The sequence below is a fragment of the Yoonia sp. R2331 genome (assembly GCF_041103235.1).
Classification (GTDB): Bacteria; Pseudomonadota; Alphaproteobacteria; order Rhodobacterales; family Rhodobacteraceae; genus CANMYO01.
The window spans coordinates 449292-466988 of the sequence record NZ_JBGCUN010000002.1 but is presented as its reverse complement, the minus strand read 5'-3'; the positions used below and the strand labels follow the sequence as shown (position 1 = coordinate 466988).

Genomic DNA, 17697 nt, shown 5'->3' with positions numbered 1-17697 from the left:
ACATTGGGAACCCTGTGTGATTTTATAACGTTACGCGCCTCTTAAATGATATGGAATAACATGACAAGTGAGCCTCTTGGCACATCTGCCCCAAAGCCCGCGCCGGTTGGCTTTGAAAAGCACGACCATGCGGCCTGCGTGGGTCAGGCGCTCAAAGCGGCAGAGACACGCTGTGCTGCCGAAGGCCTGCGGCTGACACCGGTCCGCCGCAAGGTGCTAGAGATCTTGTTGCAGGAACACCGCGCGCTGGGGGCCTATACGATCCTTGATCTGTTGCGTGACGCGGGCTTCGGCTCGCAACCGCCCGTCGCCTATCGCGCGCTCGATTTCCTGGCCGAAAACGGCTTTGTCCACAAGATCGAGCGGTTGAACGCTTTTGTTGCCTGCGCCCACCCCGGTGAGGCGCATTCCCCCGCATTCATGATCTGCCGCCTGTGTGATGCCGTGGCCGAGGCCCAGTCAGCACCCGCCAAAGGGGCGCTTGGCGATGCCGCACGCGCGGCCGGGTTCCAGATCGAAAAAACCGTGGTCGAGGCCGAAGGCGTCTGCCCTGCCTGTGTGGGCAAGATCGACGCATGAGCCTGATTTCCGTCAAGAACCTGCACATCGCCTACGGTGCAAATACCGTGCTGCGCAACGTTGCCCTGCATCTTGAACCGGGCGAGATCGTGACGATTGTCGGTCCCAATGGTTCGGGCAAGACCAGCCTCTTGCGGGCGATCATCGGTGCAACCCCGCCAGTGACCGGCACGATTGACCTCAAACCGGGGCTTCGGATCGGCTATGTGCCACAGCGGCTGCATATTGATCCGACCCTTCCGATCACGGTCGAACGGTTCATGCGTCTGACCGGTGGCGTCACCAAAAGCGCCTGCCAATCCGCACTTGACGCTGCTGGCGTTCCCGACCTGCGGACCCGGCAGATGTCGCAGCTTTCGGGCGGCCAGTTCCAGCGCGTGATGCTGGCCCGCGCGCTGATAAACCAACCCGAAGTCCTGCTGCTGGACGAGGCAACACAGGGCCTCGATCAACCCGGCTCTGCTGCGTTTTACCGCCAGATCGAGCAGGTCCGCCATGACACCGGCTGTGCCGTCCTGATGATCAGCCATGAACTTCATGTGGTGATGAGCGCATCTGACCGCGTCATCTGCCTGAATGGCCACGTCTGCTGCGAAGGCGCCCCTGCGGTTGTCGCCTCTGCGCCGGAATACCGCGCGCTCTTTGGGACGGGCACAGGCGGGGCGCTGGCGCTTTACCGGCACGACCATGACCATGACCATGACCATGATCATAGCCACAACCACAGCCACGAGGCCGCCGAATAATGCTTGATGACTTCATGACACGCGCCATGCTTGCAGGCGTCGGTGTGGCCTTTGCGGCGGCCCCATTGGGCTGTTTCGTCGTCTGGCGGCGCATGGCCTATTTCGGCGACGCCACCGCCCATGCCGCGATCCTTGGGGTGGCCCTGTCATTGGCGTTCGAGGCGTCGATCTTCCCCGGCGTGTTGCTGGTGGCACTGATCATGGCGCTGACCGTGACACTTCTTGCCGGGCGCGGCTATGCGATGGACACACTTCTTGGGGTGCTGGCGCATTCCGCACTCGCCTTTGGTCTGGTCGCGGTGTCGTTTCTGTCGGGCGTTCGCATTGACCTGATGGCCTACCTTTTCGGCGACATCCTTGCGGTGTCGCGCACCGATCTGCTGGTGATCTGGGGTGGTGCCGCGCTGGTCGTGGCGCTGATCCTGTGGCGCTGGACGGCACTTCTGACCTCGACCCTGAACGAAGAACTGGCCTATGCCAGCGGCCTCAACCCCAAGCGCGAACAGCTTGTGCTGACGCTGGCGTTGGCGATCACGGTTGCCGTCGCGATCAAGGTGGTCGGTGTCCTGCTGATCGCCGCGATGCTGATCATACCCGCCGCTGCCGCCCGTGGTCTTGCCCGCACGCCAGAGGCGATGGCCGCCATCGCCGCGGCCATTGGGGCGATCTCGGCCATTTCGGGGCTGCAGGGCGCTTATGTCTTTGACACCCCCGCCGGGCCCACAATCGTCTGCGTTGCCGCGGTGATCTTTGCCTTGCTCAACATCATCGGCTGGCAGGGCACGGGGCGTGCGCGCCGCTAAAGCGCCTTGGACAAGACCTGCCAGTCCAGCCCGGCATCATCCGTTACGACGTATTGCGCCACCCAGTTGCGGCGCAGAAGCAGACCCTGCGCGCGGCGGGTGGTGGCATAAATGGCTTTGGCACCGGACTGGGTGGCATGCGCTTCCGCTGCGGCGACCAGCGCGCTGCCAATGCCGCTCTGGCGCGCGTCAACCGCGACCGCCAATCCGATCAGCCAAGGACCAGTCGCGGCGTCAGTTGCGCCAAAGCTCTGGGCGTCAAGGGTCGCCGTACCGACCACCCCACCGCCCAGCGCCACAAAGCCAATCGGCAACCCCGTGGTCCTGCTGCGCGCCGCGACATCGGCCGCGGCATCACCTCTGCCACCTGGCCCATAGTAGTCCGGCCAGGTGATCCGCAGCAGGTCCGCCACGGCGCCCTGCTGCGCAGGAACTTCGGCCAGCGGCGCAATCCTAACGGAAGGCATCACGCAACAGCCGCGATACGGTGGCCTGATTCAGATATCCGGTCCGGTCCAGTTCGCGGTCGCGCTGGTAGCGGCGGATCGCGCGGCGCGTCCGGTTGTCAATCCGCCCGTCCACGGCACCGGGTTCCAGGCCCAGTTGCTGCAATTTCGCCTCGATCAGGCGCAGCGTAATCGGATCAAGCCCAAGCTGCTGCTCTGCCGCCTCGGCCTGTTGGCGGTCTGCGGCATTGTTGTTGTCCTGCTGCAAGATCCTGATCCGATCGTTCGCCTCGCCCACAAAGGAACCGCGCGGGTATTGCTCCAGATAGGTGCGATAGGCATTGGGTGTGTTGCGGTTGCGGGCGCGGTCCCAAACGGCGCGCTCTTCGGCGCGGGCCTGTTGCCGCTTGGCGTCTTGAATCACCTGCAACTGCTCATTTGCACGATTGGCGAACATCCCGTCAGGATAACGCCCCAGATAGGCGCGGAAACCGGCCTCGTCGCCGCGCGCGCCGGTTTCTTCCCAGAACGCGCGGTCACGGCGTTCCTCTGCGGCGCGCTGGCGTTCGGCGGCGGCTTCAAGCTCGGCCGCGCGGCGGCTGGCCTGCCCGTCCAAACGCACGATTTGATTGGCGTTCAAATATCCGGTCTGGCTCAGCCCGTTTTGTTGCTGCCAATTGGTGATCGCCTGCCGGGTGCCCGGCCCAAAGATCCCGTCAATGCCGCGCGTGTTGTAGTCCAGCACGTTCAAGTCGCGTTGAATGGCGCGCCGCGCCTGACGGCTCAGCTCCAGCGCCTCTTCTGCCAACCGCGCCCCGCGATTGGGTTCAGCACGGATTTCAGCCAGCTTTTCGCGGGCTTCTTCTAGATGCCGGCCCTTGGGGAACCGCGCGATATAGGCCAGATAGCCCTGTGCGCTGTCCTGGGCCGCTGCCTCGCCCCAAGCGGTTTCATCCAACACGCGGTTGGTGCCTGCCCCGGTGGTATTGGCCGGTTCCTGCGGCGGCGTGCCTTGTGGCGTCATCACCAAGGCCGCGGGCTGGAATCCTTCGATCCGCACACCACGCGTGCGCCGCGCCTGCCGCAACAGGTCTTCGCCCGGTGCAACAACCGTATCTTCCAGCAATTCAGCCACAGCACCGGGGCGACCCCGGATCACGGTGACACCCTGCGGGATGTCCAGTGGCGCGATCCCCGCCCTGAGCGGCCCGTCATAGGTGTCATCGTCGCCCGCCTCTTCCCCCAGCAGCAGCACCGCCTGACCGGGGGCCTGCGCCAGAAGATGCAGCACCGTCTCGATCGCAATGGACCGGTCCATGACCTTGAAAAGCTTGGGCGCCGCGATGTTGCTGGCCATGAACCATGTGCGCGTGCCGTCATTGGCAAACCGACCCGTCAGGGACACCACCAACCGGTCGGCATTGGTCACTTCTGACTGGAACCCTTCGGCCAGCGCGCGCAGCGCGTCCTTGTCGGAATTAGCCCCCGCGTAGACGGTGAAGCCCGCCTGCTCCAGCGCCGCCCCTGACCGGGTCGCCAGCGCGCCTTGCACCACGCGGTCCAATTGCTCGTAACGTTCGATCCCCAGGATCAACGCCGCATCATCGGCAAATGCAGGGCTGAACCCCAAGCTCAGGCAGGTTGTCAGGAACAATCGGCGCATGTTGGCACCCTTTCTTTCTTCAGGTCTCGTAAGTCCGGCGATCCTCGATCACAAGGCCATCGCGCGGCAAAGAACCGGGTGCGGCCACCGTGACCTCACCCTTCAATTTCAGGACATCCTTGACCGCCGCCGCAAGGGCCGCGGTGTCCAGATTTTCCCCTTCAAACTGCACGTCCATCGTATCGGTCTCACCCTGACGGTCGGCAATCACGCGGGCGCGGTCAGCGCCCACCTTGGCGACAAGTGCTGCGACCTGTTCGGGGCGTACGAACATCCCCTTAATCTTGGTGGTCTGATCCGCACGGCCCATCCACCCCTTGATGCGGGTGTTTGTTCGCCCGCACGGGCTGGCGCCTTCCATCACGGCACTCATGTCGCCGGTGGCAAAGCGGATCAGCGGATAGTCACGGTTCAGGCTGGTCACGACCACCTCGCCCACATCGCCCGCCGCGACCGGATCGCCGGTGCCAGGGGTGACGATCTCCACGATTACGCCTTCGTCCAGGATCATGCCTTCACCCGGCATCGTCTCATAAGCGATCATGCCCAGATCAGCCGTGGCATAACATTGCAAACAGGTGATGCCGCGCTCCGCGTACCAGTCGCGCAAGCTGGGAAAGAGCGCCCCACCCGACACCGCCGCCTTGGTAATCCCAAGGCTGACACCCATTTCATCGGCCTTCTCAAGAATCACCTTCAGGTAATCCGGCGTGCCCGCATAGGCCGTCACACCCGCCGCCTGCGCCGCCTGCACCTGCAATTCGGTCTGGCCGGTACCGGCCGGCAAAACCGTCGCCCCGACCGCGCGCGCGCCGTTTTCAAACATCGTACCCGCTGGCGTCAGATGATAGCCAAAGCAGTTCTGCACCACATCGCCCTTGCCAATCCCGCAGGCATGCAGAAACCGCCCGAACCGCCACCAGTCGTGACTATTGCCGCCCGGTTCGTAGATCGGTCCGGGGCTTTGAAAGACATGGCTGATGTTTTGCACCGGGATGCCACCAAAGGGCGGGTCTTCGGCCTGCCATGCCACCAGCTGGCTTTTGCGCAGCACCGACAGGCGGGGCAAATCGCCAAGGGCAGCGACCTGATCCCCGCCTGCCAGACAAGACCGGTCAGCGTCCTCCACCCGTTTGATCTGCTCCAACAGGGCCGCGGTCTGTGCAGCCTCCCTGGTCTGCATATCCCGGGTCTCCAGATCGTCGTAATAGGTGGTCATCGCGGTCTCCTGTCCATCTTTCCGGCATCGTGCCGGGGCGGACACCAGAAAGCTAGGGGCAGGTGGGGGCGATATGCGATAGCAGCGCGGCGTCAGGCCCTAACGGGCCTCTACCCGCTGATGATCTGCGACTTGTGCGCCGCCGCAAAAGTGACCAGCGAATTGGCCCCGCGCAGATCCAGCTTTTGCCGGATATTCTGCCGGTGTGTGTGGATCGTCCGGGGTGAGACACCCAGCACCTCGCTGATCTCATCGCTCGATTTCGCCTCGGCCAGCAGCACCAACACCTTGCGCTCTGTATGGGTCAGCACGCTCAGATCACGCGGCGCATCGCCGGGGACGGGAAACCGCGCTTCTTCGGCGGATGATGTCCCGGCAGAACTGCTCATGGCAAAGCCCGCCCCTTCGGCGCGCAGGATCGCGATGAACTCCTGCCCCACGTCTTCCTTGGCGACAAACCCCCGCGCGCCCAACTCTTGCGCGCGGCGCACGAATTCACGCCCCGAATACATCGACAACACATAGGATTGCACCGTTGCTTTTTGGCGCTGCAACTCGGCCAGCACGTGAAACCCGCCGCCGCCGGGCATGTTCAGATCAAGGATCACGATGTCAGGCTGGATCAGATCAATCTGAAACAGACAGGCCTCTGCATCGCTGACATCGCCCACCACGGTAAATCCCGGCTGCTCTTCCAGCAGGGACCGGATGGCATCCCGCATCAGGGGGTGGTTGTCAGCAATCAGCGCCCGCTTCATGGCGTTTGGTCCGTGTCCATGCCGCGCAGAACGGGGATCGCGGCCTCGGCCTTCATACCCTGTTCGGTCCATTCCGACCAGAACCGGCCTTTCAGCGCGGTGATCCGTTCACGCACGATGGTCGTGCCGATGCCCCCGGATGCGGGTGGTGCGCCCCGATGCGCGCCGTTGTCGGCCACCTGTAACCTGATTTCTCCCGCCTCGGCCCGGACGATGACGCTGACATGATTGCCTTGCGAATGGGTCAGCGCATTTGTCAGCAGTTCCTGCACGATGCGGTAGATATGCAGCGATTGCGCGGGGCTCAGGCTGATCTGCGCAATGTCGATGTCGCTGGTCACCTCTTGCGCGGTCAGGGTGGCGGCGTGATCCGCCATTGCTTGCAAAGCCGCCGACAGCCCCAGATGTTCCAGCGTCGAAGGGTGCAGATCATGCGACAGATTGCGCAGATCGTGCAGGGTGCGGGTCACAATCTCGCTGACATCGCGAACCTGCGCGCCGGGGTCCTCGATCTGCTTGAGCCTTGAGATCGCGAACAATAGTCCCTGCCCCGCCGTGTCATGGATTTCAGAGGCCATGCGCGTGCGGTCCTGATCCAGAGTCCGCAACAAGGTCTGTTTCGCCTCTTGCGCTTGCGCGTTCAGCGCCCGCAACGCCTGTGCCTCGCGCCACCGCGACAGGCGCAGCAGAAATGCCAGCGCCAACGTGAAACACAGCGCCTCAAGGATCAGCGCCATTTCTGTCAGGTGGTCCTGCAACACGCCGAAATCAGGCTGCAACCAGCTGTCCAGCGTGCCCGCCGCCATTGCGGGCATCACCGCGCCAAAAAGCGGAAACAGCAACACCGCCGCCCGCGCACTGCCTTGCCGCGCCAGCAGCAAGATCCGACCTGCATAGTAAGACGTCATGATGATCCACGTGGCCGTCAGCGCAAGCAGCGCGGGCACCTCGACCACAAAAAGTGCGATGCACAAAAAGAATGCAGCCGAAACCGGCCAGGCATAGTCAATCCGGCGCATCTGATATTCTTCGTCCTCACCCAGAAAATGCGCCAGATAAAACGGCCCAAACAGCGACGGCCCCGCCAACCCAAACGCCAAAACCGGTTGCGCCAGCCACGGCTGTTCCGACCACAGATAAGCGGGGCCAAAGCCCGACAGATAGGTGTCCAGCAACAGCATCGACAGGCTGACCGCCGCGTTGAAGGCAAAGGCCGCATTGCCCGCAAAATAGGCCAGCGACAGGTTATAAAGGATCATCATCGTAACCGCGCCATAAGCCATCAGCCGGATGCGCAATTGCTGTTCTGCGCGCGCCTCAAAGGTGCCGCGCTCCATCACGAACAGCTTTTGAGAGATCGCCGCCTCTTGCACAATTTCAAGGTGATAGGTCGCACCCGGCACCGCTCCGGGCAGGGCAAAGGCGATGTCTTCGGACTTGATTGCGCGCGCCGAAAAAGGAAGCTGATCGCCCGCCGCTTGCGCCACCCAACCAGCGGCACAAGGGACAAAACGGGCGCGGTCCACGCCACTGTCAAGCACGACCACAAGATCATCGCCCGGCAGCGCCCCTGGCAGGGTCAAAAGCACATGAATGGGGGTCATGCCGATTGGGATGAACACCTCTCCCCTCGGCAGATCCCGCAACGCGGCGGCTGACGTACCGCAGGGCGCGCTGTCTGCAGTCGCAAAGTGGACGTCATCGACCGGCGGCAGCCGCTCTCCAAATTGACCGGCCAGAAACAACAGCGCCACAAAGCCAAGCCCCACCAGCACGCCCAACAGCGGCAGTGACCGCGCAAAAAACTGCGGGGTCGGTGCGCCTTTGACGCGGGCGGATGTGTTGTCACGCAAGGGCAGCCCCTCAACAATCTGCGGCCTAGGCCCGTTACCGTCGCCAGCGCGGGCCGCAATCTACGCATTGATACTTAGATTTTCTACGCATTCAGACCGATGTTCGGGGGGTCTGACGCTTTCGTATAGTTCCTTCAGTTCACGGTGTGTGGGGGGTCAGTGTCATCGTCTTTGAAAGTTTTGCAACACCTTGCTTGCCCCGCGCTGGCCGGTGGTCCGAGCGCAAAGACGAGCCACGCCCACCCCCCGCACCATTCAGAAAGTTGGAGATTGAAGCGTATGATTGTTGATAAAAAGTTGCCGGAACACCCGGCTGGTTTCAGCGTTTGGAAATGGCTGCGCGGGCGCCGTGCGGCTGCGAAAAAGGCGGCACTTGCGCTTGCGGCCCTGCCCGTTCTTTGGGCCACGTCGGCAGGGGCTGCGGGGTTCAGCTATTCCTATGCCAACCCCTATGACGCCGCCGCCAGCACCTATATTGAAAGCACGTCCAACATCGCGCTTTACTCCGAAGGCACGGTGCGGCTGTGGAAACCCACCACCGGTGGCACCACGCTGGCGAATACAACGCCCGGCGTGATCACCTACAAATTCGACTTCGGGACCGAGGTGGTGGAATCCGCCAACCTGACAACCAACAACCCGACCTTCCACTGGTCCTACAGCCGGGGCTACAACCGGTTCTACGGGTCCAAGGACGGGATCGTCTGGGAACAGCTTCTGGACGTGACAACACCAGCCTTTGGCACTGCGAACTCGGGCTATTTCAACGGGCTTTTGCCCGCGACCCTGCTGGGCGGCAACCAGCTTTGGTTCAAGGCAGAGCTTTACTCCTTTGGCCGCAGCGCCCCATCGGGTGGCGTATTGACCAACACCGCCCAGCACTCGCGCTGGGACATCAACAGTGGACCAAATGCCAAGACCTTTGCACTGGATGTGACCTTCAAGGACACGACCACAATCCCCGGTGTGCCGCTGCCATCGGGCCTGCCACTGATGGGTGCCGGGATCGTCTTGCTGGGGGTCATGCGCCGCCGGAAAGCACCGCGGACGACCTGACGACAGATCCTGGAATTGGTAACGGGCGGCGGATGATCCTGCCGCCCTTGCTGTGTCTGCTATCCACCCAGCCCCAAAATCGCCCGTGCGGTACGGGGCGAGGCGACAGGCCGGCCATACGCCTCACACAGGTCCACGGCCCGTTCCACAAGGGCTGCGTTTGATGGCGCAAGGGTGGCCTTGTCCCACCGCACATTGTCTTCCAACCCGGTGCGAATATGCCCGCCCGCCGCAATCGCCCATTCATTCAGCTCGATCTGATGGCGACCAACACCTGCCGCGCACCAGAGCGCATCAGGGGCCACCCGCGCCAAGGTTTGCACGTAGATGTCAAACACGTGCCGGTCCGCTGGCATGGCATTTTTGACGCCCATCACAAACTGCACATAAAGCTTTGATTTGATCAGACCTGCGCGCTTCATCTCTGCGGCCCTCAGGATATGCGACAGATCAAAGGCCTCGATTTCCGGCATCACACCGTGGGTCACCATCTCTTCCGCCAGCCATGCGACCAGATCGGGCGGGTTTTCATAAACCCGTGTGGGAAAGTTGTTGGACCCCACCGACAGCGACGCCATGTCGGGCTTCAACGGCAGCATCCCGCCGCGTTCCCGCCCCGCGCCAGACCGTCCGCCGGTCGACAGCTGGATGATCATATCGGGGCAGTGCTTGCGTATACCGTCCATCAGGGCGGCAAAGCGCTCGGGGTCTGACGATGGCGTTTCGTCCGTATTCCGAACATGACAATGCGCAATAGCTGCCCCCGCCTCATAGGCCCGGTGCGTGCTTTCCACCTGTTCCGCAACAGTGATCGGCACCGCCGGGTTATCCGCCTTGCGCGGCACTGACCCAGTTATGGCCACACAGACGATGCAGGGATTGTCAGACATGTTCTGGTCCTTTTCGGCACGAGGCGACGACGACGGTGCGGGACCCTCCGCTTTTACGCCAACCAGCGCTTGCGCCGCCGGTAAGACCGCACATCGCGGAACGATTTGCGCCCCTCGTCCGACATGCCCAGATAAAACTCTTTCACATCCGGGTTCTCGCGCAATTCCGCGGCTGGGCCCTCCATCACGACCCGCCCGCTTTCAAGGATATAGCCGTGATGGGCAAACCGCAGCGCCACATTGGTGTTCTGCTCGGCCAGCAGGAACGACACACCTTCCTGCTCGTTCAGGTTCTTCACAATGGTGAAAATCTCTTCCACCAGCTGCGGGGCCAGCCCCATCGAAGGCTCATCCAGCAGGATCGTCTCAGGCCGGCTCATCAGTGCGCGGCCAATGGCGCACATCTGCTGTTCCCCGCCGGACGTATATCCCGCCTGTGATTTCCGCCGCTCTTTCAGGCGCGGAAAATAGGTATAGACCAAATCCAGATCATCGCTGACCTTCCGCGCCCCGTCCCGCCGCGTGTAGGCACCGGTCATCAGGTTTTCCTCGATCGTCAAATGCTCAAAGCAATGGCGACCCTCCATCACCTGAATGACACCTCGCTTGACCAGATCAGACGGGCTGCTGTCCTGCACACGGTCACCGCGATAATGGATCGACCCCTTTGTCACCTCGCCGCGCTCTGAATGCAGCAGGTTCGAAATCGCCTTGAGCGTCGTGGTCTTGCCCGCGCCATTACCCCCCAACAGCGCGGTAATCCCGCCCTTTGGGACCGTCAGGCTCACGCCCTTCAGCACAAGGATCACATGATTATAGATCACCTCGATATTGTTGACCTCAAGCAGGGTCTCAGTCTCTGCGCGATCTAGCATGGGCGCTCGTCCTGTCTTCTTCTGGCCAAAAAATATCCAAATCCCCCGGCCCACCACATGCGGGCAGGCCGGGGAAGGCTCACATCACAGGCAACCTGCCTCGATGTTGTTTTCTGCGGCAAAGGCCATCGAGTCCTCTTTGATCAGCGGATCGGTGACAGCATTGTCAGGCGCGATGTAGTCGGTCAGCGCAACCCATGCGCCAGCGGATGCATCCCACTGCTGCACAATGCCAAGGCCCGTGCCACCGTGATCCTGACAGGACACGCTGAACTCTGGCCCGATCTGGGACATGCCCAATTCGGCCATGCGCGCCTCTGTGATCTCCAGCGCCTCCATGCCGTCGCGCATCATCGCCGGTGTAATGTCAGACACACCGTGAATTTCCTGCGCCTTGGCAATGGCTTCGGCTGCCAGCATCGCGGCGTACATGCCCCGCGTATACAGCACCGTGCCAATGTTGCTGCCGTCGCCAGCGGCATTGCCCGCGTCATGGACATACTCCCGGATATCATCAAAGACCGGCAGGCTTGCATCGATCCGGTTCATGTTCAGCGACTTATAGCCATTGGCCGCAGCGCCCGCTGGGGTCACATCGTGCTCGGCCCCGGCCCACCAATTGCCGATAAAGTTTTCCATCGGAAAGTTGATGTTCGCGGCTTCTTGTACCGCCACTTGGTTCATCACGCCCCAGCCCCACATCAGGACATAGTCAGGACGCTCGCGACGGATTTGCAGCCACTGCGACTTCTGCTCTTGTCCGGGATGGTCGACCGCCAACAGGCTCAACTCGAACCCGTGCTGACCCGACAGGCTTTCCAGCGTGCGGATCGGCTCCTTGCCATAGGCAGAGTTGTGGTAGACCAGCGCGATCTTCTTGCCGTCCAGCGATCCGCCGTTCTGATCCAGCAGATAGTTCACCATCACCGATGCGGCATCCCAATAGTTGGCTGGATAGTTAAAGACCCAGTTGAACACCTCACCATTGGCAGCCGAAGTGCGGCCATAGCCCATGGTGTGCAGCGGGATCTCATCCGCTGTGACCTTTGGGATCAACTGATAGGTGATCCCCGTGGACAGCGGCTGATAGATTAGCGCGCCTTCACCTTTGGTGCTTTCATAGCATTCCACACCTTTTTCGGTGTTATATCCTGTCTCGCATTCGACGATCCGGAACATTTCTCCGCCAACACCGCCATCACGCGCGTTCAGCATGTTGAAATAGTCCTGATATCCGTCCGACACAGGTGTGCCCCCGGCGGCATAAGGCCCGGTACGATAGGACAGGTCCGGGATCACAAGGTCAGCAGCTGCAATGCCCGCTGCCATCACGCCCGCCACCGTGGCGGTCATCAAGGTCTTCATCTTCATCTTTTTCCTCCCTTTGGATTGCGATGTAGGCCGGGGTTCACCCCGGCTCGTCTTGATTGAATCAGTACGGAAACGGCCAAAGCCGCAGTTTTTCTTTCGCCAGCCGCCACAACTGCGCCAGCCCATGCGGTTCCTTGATCAGAAAGAACATGATCAGCGCGCCAACGATGACCAGCTGGAAATGCGCCACCAGATCGGTCGGCCAGCCCAGCACATCCACCCCCAGCCATTTCAGCGCCACCGGCAGGATCACCAGAAACGCCGCACCCGCGAACGACCCAAAGATGCTGCCCAGCCCACCGATGATAATCATGAACAAGACAAGAAATGACTTCTGAATGCCAAAGGCCTCGCCCACTTCCACAGCGCCCAGATAGACCGCAAAGAACAACGCCCCGGCAATGCCCACAAAAAACGACGACACTGCAAAGGCCGTCAATTTGGCGCGCAACGGGTTCACCCCGATGATCTCTGCCGCGATATCCATATCCCGAATGGCCATCCACTTGCGCCCCGTGGACCCCCGCGTCAGGTTCCGCGCGATCAGCGCGCACAGCGTGACAAAGAACAAACACACCAGATACTGCGCCCAGGCCGGTGTGTTCGGTCCGGTGACCGCGACCCCCGCCACCAGCCGCTCTGGCGCATTGATCTGGCCACTGGCCGAATAATTGTAGAACCAGCTGACCTTATTAAAGAGCCAGACAAGAAAGAACTGCGCGGCCAGCGTCGCCACCGCCAGATAGAACCCCTTGATCCGCAAAGACGGCAGGCCAAAGGCCGCCCCGACAGCCGCCGTGATCCCTCCCGCCAAAAGGATATGGATCAAGATCGACACATCCGGAAAGGACGTCATCAGCTTGTAACAGGCATAGGCCCCCACAGCCATGAACCCGCCGGTGCCCAGGCTCACCTGCCCGCAATACCCAGTCAGGATATTCAACCCCAGTGCCGCAATCGCATAGATCAGAAACGGCACCATCAGGGACGAGGCCCAGTAGTCATTGATGACAAAGGGAATGACCAGCCACGCCACTGCCATCGTCACCCAGAACCCGATCCGGTCGAATTTGATCGGAAAGGTCTGGCTGTCGTCCACATAGGTGGTCTTGAAGTCTCCGGCTTCACGATAGAGCATTGGCACTTCCTCTTCTTGCCAGGAGTCGTGCGCGCCAAGCACAGAGGCCCGAAAGCAACATCGCTGGCGTCCATGCAATTAGGGCAAATCCCAGCTGCCGTAGCCACGACCACGACGTAAAGCTATCTGAGAAATACGCCTGCGACATTTCGGTCCCGACCCACGTCTGGACCGCCGTCCCGATCAAGAACAATGCCAGCAGACTGACCGAAGCGATACGCCATACTCTCAAGATAGCGCTCCCTTCTTCTGGCCAAAAACATCCCCGCCGGAGGCAAAATGGGCCGGGTGGGCGGGCGTCGTGAGGCTTTGCCTCACGCGGTTGCCCGCACGGACCAACTCAAACACGCTCAATGATCCGCTCCCCAAACAGCCCCTGCGGGCGGAACACCAGAAAGATCAGCGCCAGCACATAGGCAAACCAGTTCTCTGTCGCCCCGCCCAGATAGGGCGCACCAATCGTGTATTCGAACAGCTTCTCGCCCACGCCGATAATCAACCCGCCAACAATCGCGCCGGGGATCGAGGTGAAGCCGCCCAGCATCAGCACCGGCAGGGCCTTCAGCGCGATCAGCGACAGTGAAAACTGCACGCCCGATTTCGCCCCCCACATCACACCGGCCACCAGCGCCACTAGTCCGGCCAACGACCAGACCAACACCCAGATGTAGTTTAGCGAAATGCCAACGCTCAACGCGGCCTGATGGTCATCCGCCACCGCCCGCATCGCGCGGCCTTGCTTGGTGTACTGGCTGAACGCCACCAATCCGATCACCAGAATGGCCGCCACCACCGTCGCCACCATGTCCAGCTTGTCGATAAAGAAGCCATAGAAGTCATCGCCGCCCAGCCCGCTGGTTGCATTCTCGACCCACAGCGACCCGCCCTGTGGCAAACCCACATCCAGCGTCTTGATATCGGACCCCCACATCAGGTCCCCGACACCTTCCAGAAAATACGCCAGCCCAATCGTCGCCATGAACAGGATGATCGGCTCTTGCCCGACCAGATGCCGGAACACGAACCTTTGCACTGCCCAGGCAAAAATGATCATCACCAAGAGCGTCAGAATGATCGCCAGCAGGGCGTGCACGTGCCAGCCAAAGTGGTGAATTTCGGTGCCAAAGACCGCGTTAATGAGGTGTGAAAATGGCACCTGCCCCGACATGATGCCGGTCAGGGTTAAGGCGGCGAAAAGCGCCATCACCCCTTGCGCATAATTGAAGATGCCGGACGCCTTGAAGATCAGAACAAATCCAAGCGCCACAAGGGCATAAAGCACACCGGCCATCAGCCCGTTGATCACAACCTCGATGCCGTAAAGGAAGTCAGCAGACATCAGCAGCCCCTTTCCACCGTACAGTGTGAACAAAAATTAACGCTTTGGGGCGCATGGAATGTGCATAGGTTGTGTATGGTTTGTGCATCCCGCAATCAGTCATGTTGCACCCCCAGATAGGCATCAATCACGTCCTGATTGCCGCGCACCTCATCGGGGGTACCATCGCCAATCTTGCGACCATAATCCATCACCACGACCCGGTCAGACAGGTCCATAACAACGCCCATATCGTGCTCGATCAGCGCAACCGTGGTGCCAAATTCGTCATTCACATCAAGGATATAGCGGGACATGTCCTCTTTTTCCTCGACGTTCATCCCCGCCATCGGTTCATCCAGCAGCAACAGATCGGGTTCGGCCGCCAGCGCGCGGGCCAGCTCGACCCGCTTCTTCAGTCCATATGGCAGCCGCCCAACCGGGGTCTTGCGGATCGCCTGAATTTCCAGAAAGTCGATAATCTTTTCAACGGCTTCGCGGTTTTCCACCTCTTCCCGCTGCGCCTTGCCCCACCACAGCGCCTGGGCAAATAACCCGGTCTGCATCTGCCGCAAGCGGCCCGTCATCACGTTGTCCAGAACGCTCATCCCTTCAAACAGGGCGATGTTCTGAAAAGTCCTTGCAATTCCGTGCCTTGCGACCTGATAGGGCTTCATCGGCGGGCGCTTTTCGCCCCGAAACCAGACCTCACCCACCTGCGGGTTATAGAATCCCGAGATCACGTTCAGCATCGAGGATTTGCCGGCCCCGTTTGGCCCAATGATCGCGCGGATTTCGCCTTCGCGTATGTCGAAAGAGATATCCTTGATCGCCTCCACCCCGCCAAAGCGCAGCGTGATATTCCGCATATCCATCAAGACCTTACCGATGGTGCGGCCATCTTCTGTCACATAGCTGTCGGCGGTGTCCTTCATTGCGCGCGCCCACCTGCGGAAATGTTAACGTGTTGGTTACATACTGCCATCACGCCGCGGCCTCCCGCTTTGCCATCACTTGTGCGTCGCGGATATCCAGCGTCGCCGTGATCTTGCCCTTGCGCCCGTCTTCATAGGTGACTTCGGTTTCGGTATAGACCTCTGACGCATCACCGTAGAGCGCCGCGATCAGATCATCGAACTTGTCGCCAATTACAGCGCGGCGCACCTTGCGTGTCCGGGTCATCTCGCCATCGTCGGCGTCCAGCTCTTTGTGCAGCACAAGGAACCGGTGGATTTGGCAACCAGAAAGCATCGTGTCTTGGGCAACGCTTTCATTGACCGCGTTCACATGGCCTTGGATCGTGTCCAAGACCTTGGGATGCTGCGATAATTCCTGATAGCTGGAATAGGCGATATTGTTCCGCTCCGCCCAATTGCCTACCGCTGTTAAGTCAATGTTAATAAACGCCACGCACCGATCACGGCCTGCACCGAACACTACGGCTTCAAGGATGTTGGGATAGAATTTCAGTTTGTTTTCAACATACTTCGGCGCAAACAGCCCGCCATCGGCCAGCTTGCCCACGTCCTTGGCCCGGTCGATGATCCGCAGATGCCCGGTGTCCTCTTCGATGAATCCCGCATCGCCTGTCGCAACCCAGCCTTCGGGGTCTTTGGTCGAGGCCGTGCTTTCGGCGTTCTTGTAGTACTCAACAAAGGTTCCGGGCGAGCGATAGAAGACTTCGCCGCTGTCTTCGATCTTGATCTCGACGCCGGGCGACGGAACACCAACGGTGTCAGACCGGACTTCACCGTCGGGTTGTTGTGTAATGAAAACAGTGGCTTCGGTCTGACCGTAGAGCTGTTTGAGGTTGATACCCAGCGCCCTGTAAAAGTCGAAAATCTCGGGCCCAATCGCTTCGCCAGCGGTATAGCCCACCCTGACACGGCTTAGTCCCAATGTGTTTTTCAACGGACCAAAGACCAGAAAATTGCCTAACCGATAGCGCAGCGTGTCGCCAAAGCTGACGTCCTTGTTGTCCAACAAATCCGGCCCCACACGGCGGGCGACATCCATGAAATGGTCAAACAGCCATTTCTTGAACCGCCCCGCATCTTCCATCCGTATCATGACAGAGGTCAGCTGCCCTTCGAACACCCGTGGCGGGGCGAAATAATAGGTCGGCCCGATCTCGCGCAGGTCGGTCATCATGGTGTGTTCGGACTCGGGGCAATTGACGCAGAACCCCGTCCACATCGCCTGCCCGATTGAGAAAATGAAATCCCCAACCCAGGCCATCGGCAAATAGGCGAGAACCTCGTCACCGACTTTCAGATGATCAAATTCCGCAGAATTCTTAGAGGTTTCAATGACATTGCGGTTCGACAGCACAACACCCTTGGGGCGACCTGTGGTGCCAGAGGTGTACAGCATCACGCAGGTGCTGTCGTAATCCTGCGCTGCCGTCCGCTCTGCAAGAAGGGGAGACAATCCCGACGCGCGGCCCCGATCCTGCACAGCCGCGTAAGAGGTCATCGCCGTATGGTCATACTTTCGCAGGCCCCGCCCATCCAGATAGATCACATGCTCCAGCGTGGTCAGCCCATCGCGCGCATCTGCAATCTTGTCGACCTGCTCCTGATCTCCCGCGATTGCATAGCGCGCACCGCAGTGATCCAGCGCATAAGCAATCTCTTCGGCGGCGGCGTCTTGATAAAGCGGCACCGGCACGCAGCCGATTTTTTGCGCCGCGATCATCGCCCAATACAACGCAGGGCGGTTACGCCCGATGATTGCAATATGGTCGCCCTCTGCCGCGCCAAGATCCAGCAGACCCAAAGCAAGGGCATCCGTTTCCTCAGCCACATCGGCCCAGGTCCAGCTTTGCCAGATCCCGTATTCCTTTTCGCGGTAAGCCGCCTTTGATCCATGCTGCGCCACGTTGCGGGCCAGCAAAGCAGGAATAGAATGCAGCGCCCCATCGGGCGTGGCAGGCGTCATATTCAATTGTCCTCCCTGACCGGACATTGCCGATCTTGACCG

General features: G+C 60.7%; 16 protein-coding genes. 4 read left to right on the top strand and 12 right to left on the bottom strand.

Features of this window, described 5'->3' with window-relative positions; all coding sequences use genetic code 11:
* Positions 1–60 precede the first annotated feature (60 nt).
* From AB3Y40_RS17085 to AB3Y40_RS17075, 3 genes are read left to right on the top strand one after another with little or no spacing between them, the layout of a single operon-like run.
* On the top strand, positions 61–579 hold the full coding sequence (locus AB3Y40_RS17085; RefSeq protein WP_369440087.1) for a transcriptional repressor: 519 nt from the start codon (positions 61–63) through the stop codon (positions 577–579).
* Positions 576–1325 (top strand): ATP-binding cassette domain-containing protein, encoded by a 750-nt coding sequence (locus tag AB3Y40_RS17080; RefSeq protein WP_369440086.1) that lies wholly within the window; start codon positions 576–578, stop codon positions 1323–1325. The genes AB3Y40_RS17085 and AB3Y40_RS17080 overlap by 4 nt, the downstream gene beginning before the upstream one ends.
* Complete coding sequence (locus tag AB3Y40_RS17075; RefSeq protein WP_369440085.1) at positions 1325–2128, top strand: metal ABC transporter permease; 804 nt, start codon at positions 1325–1327, stop codon at positions 2126–2128. The genes AB3Y40_RS17080 and AB3Y40_RS17075 overlap by 1 nt, the downstream gene beginning before the upstream one ends.
* Here AB3Y40_RS17075 and AB3Y40_RS17070 read toward each other — a convergent pair.
* The 5 genes from AB3Y40_RS17070 to AB3Y40_RS17050 form a co-directional block, all read right to left on the bottom strand.
* Positions 2125–2595, bottom strand: a complete 471-nt coding sequence (locus AB3Y40_RS17070) for a GNAT family N-acetyltransferase (RefSeq protein ID WP_369440084.1) — start codon at positions 2593–2595, stop codon at positions 2125–2127. The genes AB3Y40_RS17075 and AB3Y40_RS17070 overlap by 4 nt on opposite strands.
* Positions 2582–4237, bottom strand: coding sequence for a peptidoglycan-binding domain-containing protein (locus AB3Y40_RS17065; protein ID WP_369440083.1), 1656 nt, complete (start codon positions 4235–4237; stop codon positions 2582–2584). The genes AB3Y40_RS17070 and AB3Y40_RS17065 overlap by 14 nt, the downstream gene beginning before the upstream one ends.
* Before the next feature lie 19 nt (positions 4238–4256).
* The gene (locus tag AB3Y40_RS17060) at positions 4257–5456 is read right to left on the bottom strand and encodes a phenylacetate--CoA ligase family protein (protein ID WP_369440082.1); all 1200 of its coding nucleotides are present in this window, start codon (positions 5454–5456) and stop codon (positions 4257–4259) included.
* 110 nt (positions 5457–5566) lie between these two features.
* A complete protein-coding gene (locus AB3Y40_RS17055; RefSeq protein WP_369440081.1) occupies positions 5567–6214 on the bottom strand; it encodes a response regulator transcription factor in 648 nt (215 codons plus the stop codon).
* Positions 6211–8067: a 7TM diverse intracellular signaling domain-containing protein gene (locus tag AB3Y40_RS17050; RefSeq protein WP_369440080.1), complete on the bottom strand. Its 1857-nt coding sequence runs from the start codon at positions 8065–8067 to the stop codon at positions 6211–6213. The genes AB3Y40_RS17055 and AB3Y40_RS17050 overlap by 4 nt, the downstream gene beginning before the upstream one ends.
* A gap of 279 nt (positions 8068–8346) precedes the next feature.
* Between AB3Y40_RS17050 and AB3Y40_RS17045 the strand changes: the two genes are divergently transcribed.
* Entirely contained in the window at positions 8347–9123 is a 777-nt protein-coding gene (locus AB3Y40_RS17045; protein WP_369440079.1) for a VPLPA-CTERM sorting domain-containing protein, read from the top strand.
* 59 nt (positions 9124–9182) lie between these two features.
* Here the strand turns inward: AB3Y40_RS17045 and AB3Y40_RS17040 are convergent, their stop codons facing one another.
* From AB3Y40_RS17040 to AB3Y40_RS17010, 7 genes are all read right to left on the bottom strand, one after another.
* The gene (locus AB3Y40_RS17040; RefSeq protein WP_369440078.1) at positions 9183–10013 is read right to left on the bottom strand and encodes a beta-keto acid cleavage family enzyme; all 831 of its coding nucleotides are present in this window, start codon (positions 10011–10013) and stop codon (positions 9183–9185) included.
* A 53-nt stretch (positions 10014–10066) separates the two neighbouring features.
* Complete coding sequence (locus tag AB3Y40_RS17035; protein ID WP_369440077.1) at positions 10067–10888, bottom strand: ABC transporter ATP-binding protein; 822 nt, start codon at positions 10886–10888, stop codon at positions 10067–10069.
* 84 nt (positions 10889–10972) lie between these two features.
* Positions 10973–12259 (bottom strand): ABC transporter substrate-binding protein, encoded by a 1287-nt coding sequence (locus AB3Y40_RS17030; protein ID WP_369440076.1) that lies wholly within the window; start codon positions 12257–12259, stop codon positions 10973–10975.
* A gap of 61 nt (positions 12260–12320) precedes the next feature.
* The gene (locus tag AB3Y40_RS17025; RefSeq protein ID WP_369440075.1) at positions 12321–13397 is read right to left on the bottom strand and encodes a branched-chain amino acid ABC transporter permease; all 1077 of its coding nucleotides are present in this window, start codon (positions 13395–13397) and stop codon (positions 12321–12323) included.
* Between the two features lie 340 nt (positions 13398–13737).
* A complete protein-coding gene (locus tag AB3Y40_RS17020) occupies positions 13738–14736 on the bottom strand; it encodes a branched-chain amino acid ABC transporter permease (RefSeq protein ID WP_369440074.1) in 999 nt (332 codons plus the stop codon).
* A gap of 95 nt (positions 14737–14831) precedes the next feature.
* Positions 14832–15650, bottom strand: coding sequence for an ABC transporter ATP-binding protein (locus AB3Y40_RS17015; RefSeq protein WP_369440073.1), 819 nt, complete (start codon positions 15648–15650; stop codon positions 14832–14834).
* A gap of 49 nt (positions 15651–15699) precedes the next feature.
* The gene (locus tag AB3Y40_RS17010; protein ID WP_369440072.1) at positions 15700–17655 is read right to left on the bottom strand and encodes an AMP-binding protein; all 1956 of its coding nucleotides are present in this window, start codon (positions 17653–17655) and stop codon (positions 15700–15702) included.
* Between the last annotated feature and the right edge of the window lie 42 nt (positions 17656–17697).

Coding starts and splice junctions, on each gene's coding strand:
- AB3Y40_RS17085 (WP_369440087.1), top strand. CDS start 61: ATGACAAGTGAGCCTCTTGGCACATCTGCCCCAAAGCCCGCGCCGGTT.
- AB3Y40_RS17080 (WP_369440086.1), top strand. CDS start 576: ATGAGCCTGATTTCCGTCAAGAACCTGCACATCGCCTACGGTGCAAAT.
- AB3Y40_RS17075 (WP_369440085.1), top strand. CDS start 1,325: ATGCTTGATGACTTCATGACACGCGCCATGCTTGCAGGCGTCGGTGTG.
- AB3Y40_RS17070 (WP_369440084.1), bottom strand. CDS start 2,595: ATGCCTTCCGTTAGGATTGCGCCGCTGGCCGAAGTTCCTGCGCAGCAG.
- AB3Y40_RS17065 (WP_369440083.1), bottom strand. CDS start 4,237: ATGCGCCGATTGTTCCTGACAACCTGCCTGAGCTTGGGGTTCAGCCCT.
- AB3Y40_RS17060 (WP_369440082.1), bottom strand. CDS start 5,456: ATGACCACCTATTACGACGATCTGGAGACCCGGGATATGCAGACCAGG.
- AB3Y40_RS17055 (WP_369440081.1), bottom strand. CDS start 6,214: ATGAAGCGGGCGCTGATTGCTGACAACCACCCCCTGATGCGGGATGCC.
- AB3Y40_RS17045 (WP_369440079.1), top strand. CDS start 8,347: ATGATTGTTGATAAAAAGTTGCCGGAACACCCGGCTGGTTTCAGCGTT.
- AB3Y40_RS17040 (WP_369440078.1), bottom strand. CDS start 10,013: ATGTCTGACAATCCCTGCATCGTCTGTGTGGCCATAACTGGGTCAGTG.
- AB3Y40_RS17035 (WP_369440077.1), bottom strand. CDS start 10,888: ATGCTAGATCGCGCAGAGACTGAGACCCTGCTTGAGGTCAACAATATC.
- AB3Y40_RS17030 (WP_369440076.1), bottom strand. CDS start 12,259: ATGAAGATGAAGACCTTGATGACCGCCACGGTGGCGGGCGTGATGGCA.
- AB3Y40_RS17025 (WP_369440075.1), bottom strand. CDS start 13,397: ATGCTCTATCGTGAAGCCGGAGACTTCAAGACCACCTATGTGGACGAC.
- AB3Y40_RS17020 (WP_369440074.1), bottom strand. CDS start 14,736: ATGTCTGCTGACTTCCTTTACGGCATCGAGGTTGTGATCAACGGGCTG.
- AB3Y40_RS17015 (WP_369440073.1), bottom strand. CDS start 15,650: ATGAAGGACACCGCCGACAGCTATGTGACAGAAGATGGCCGCACCATC.
- AB3Y40_RS17010 (WP_369440072.1), bottom strand. CDS start 17,655: ATGACGCCTGCCACGCCCGATGGGGCGCTGCATTCTATTCCTGCTTTG.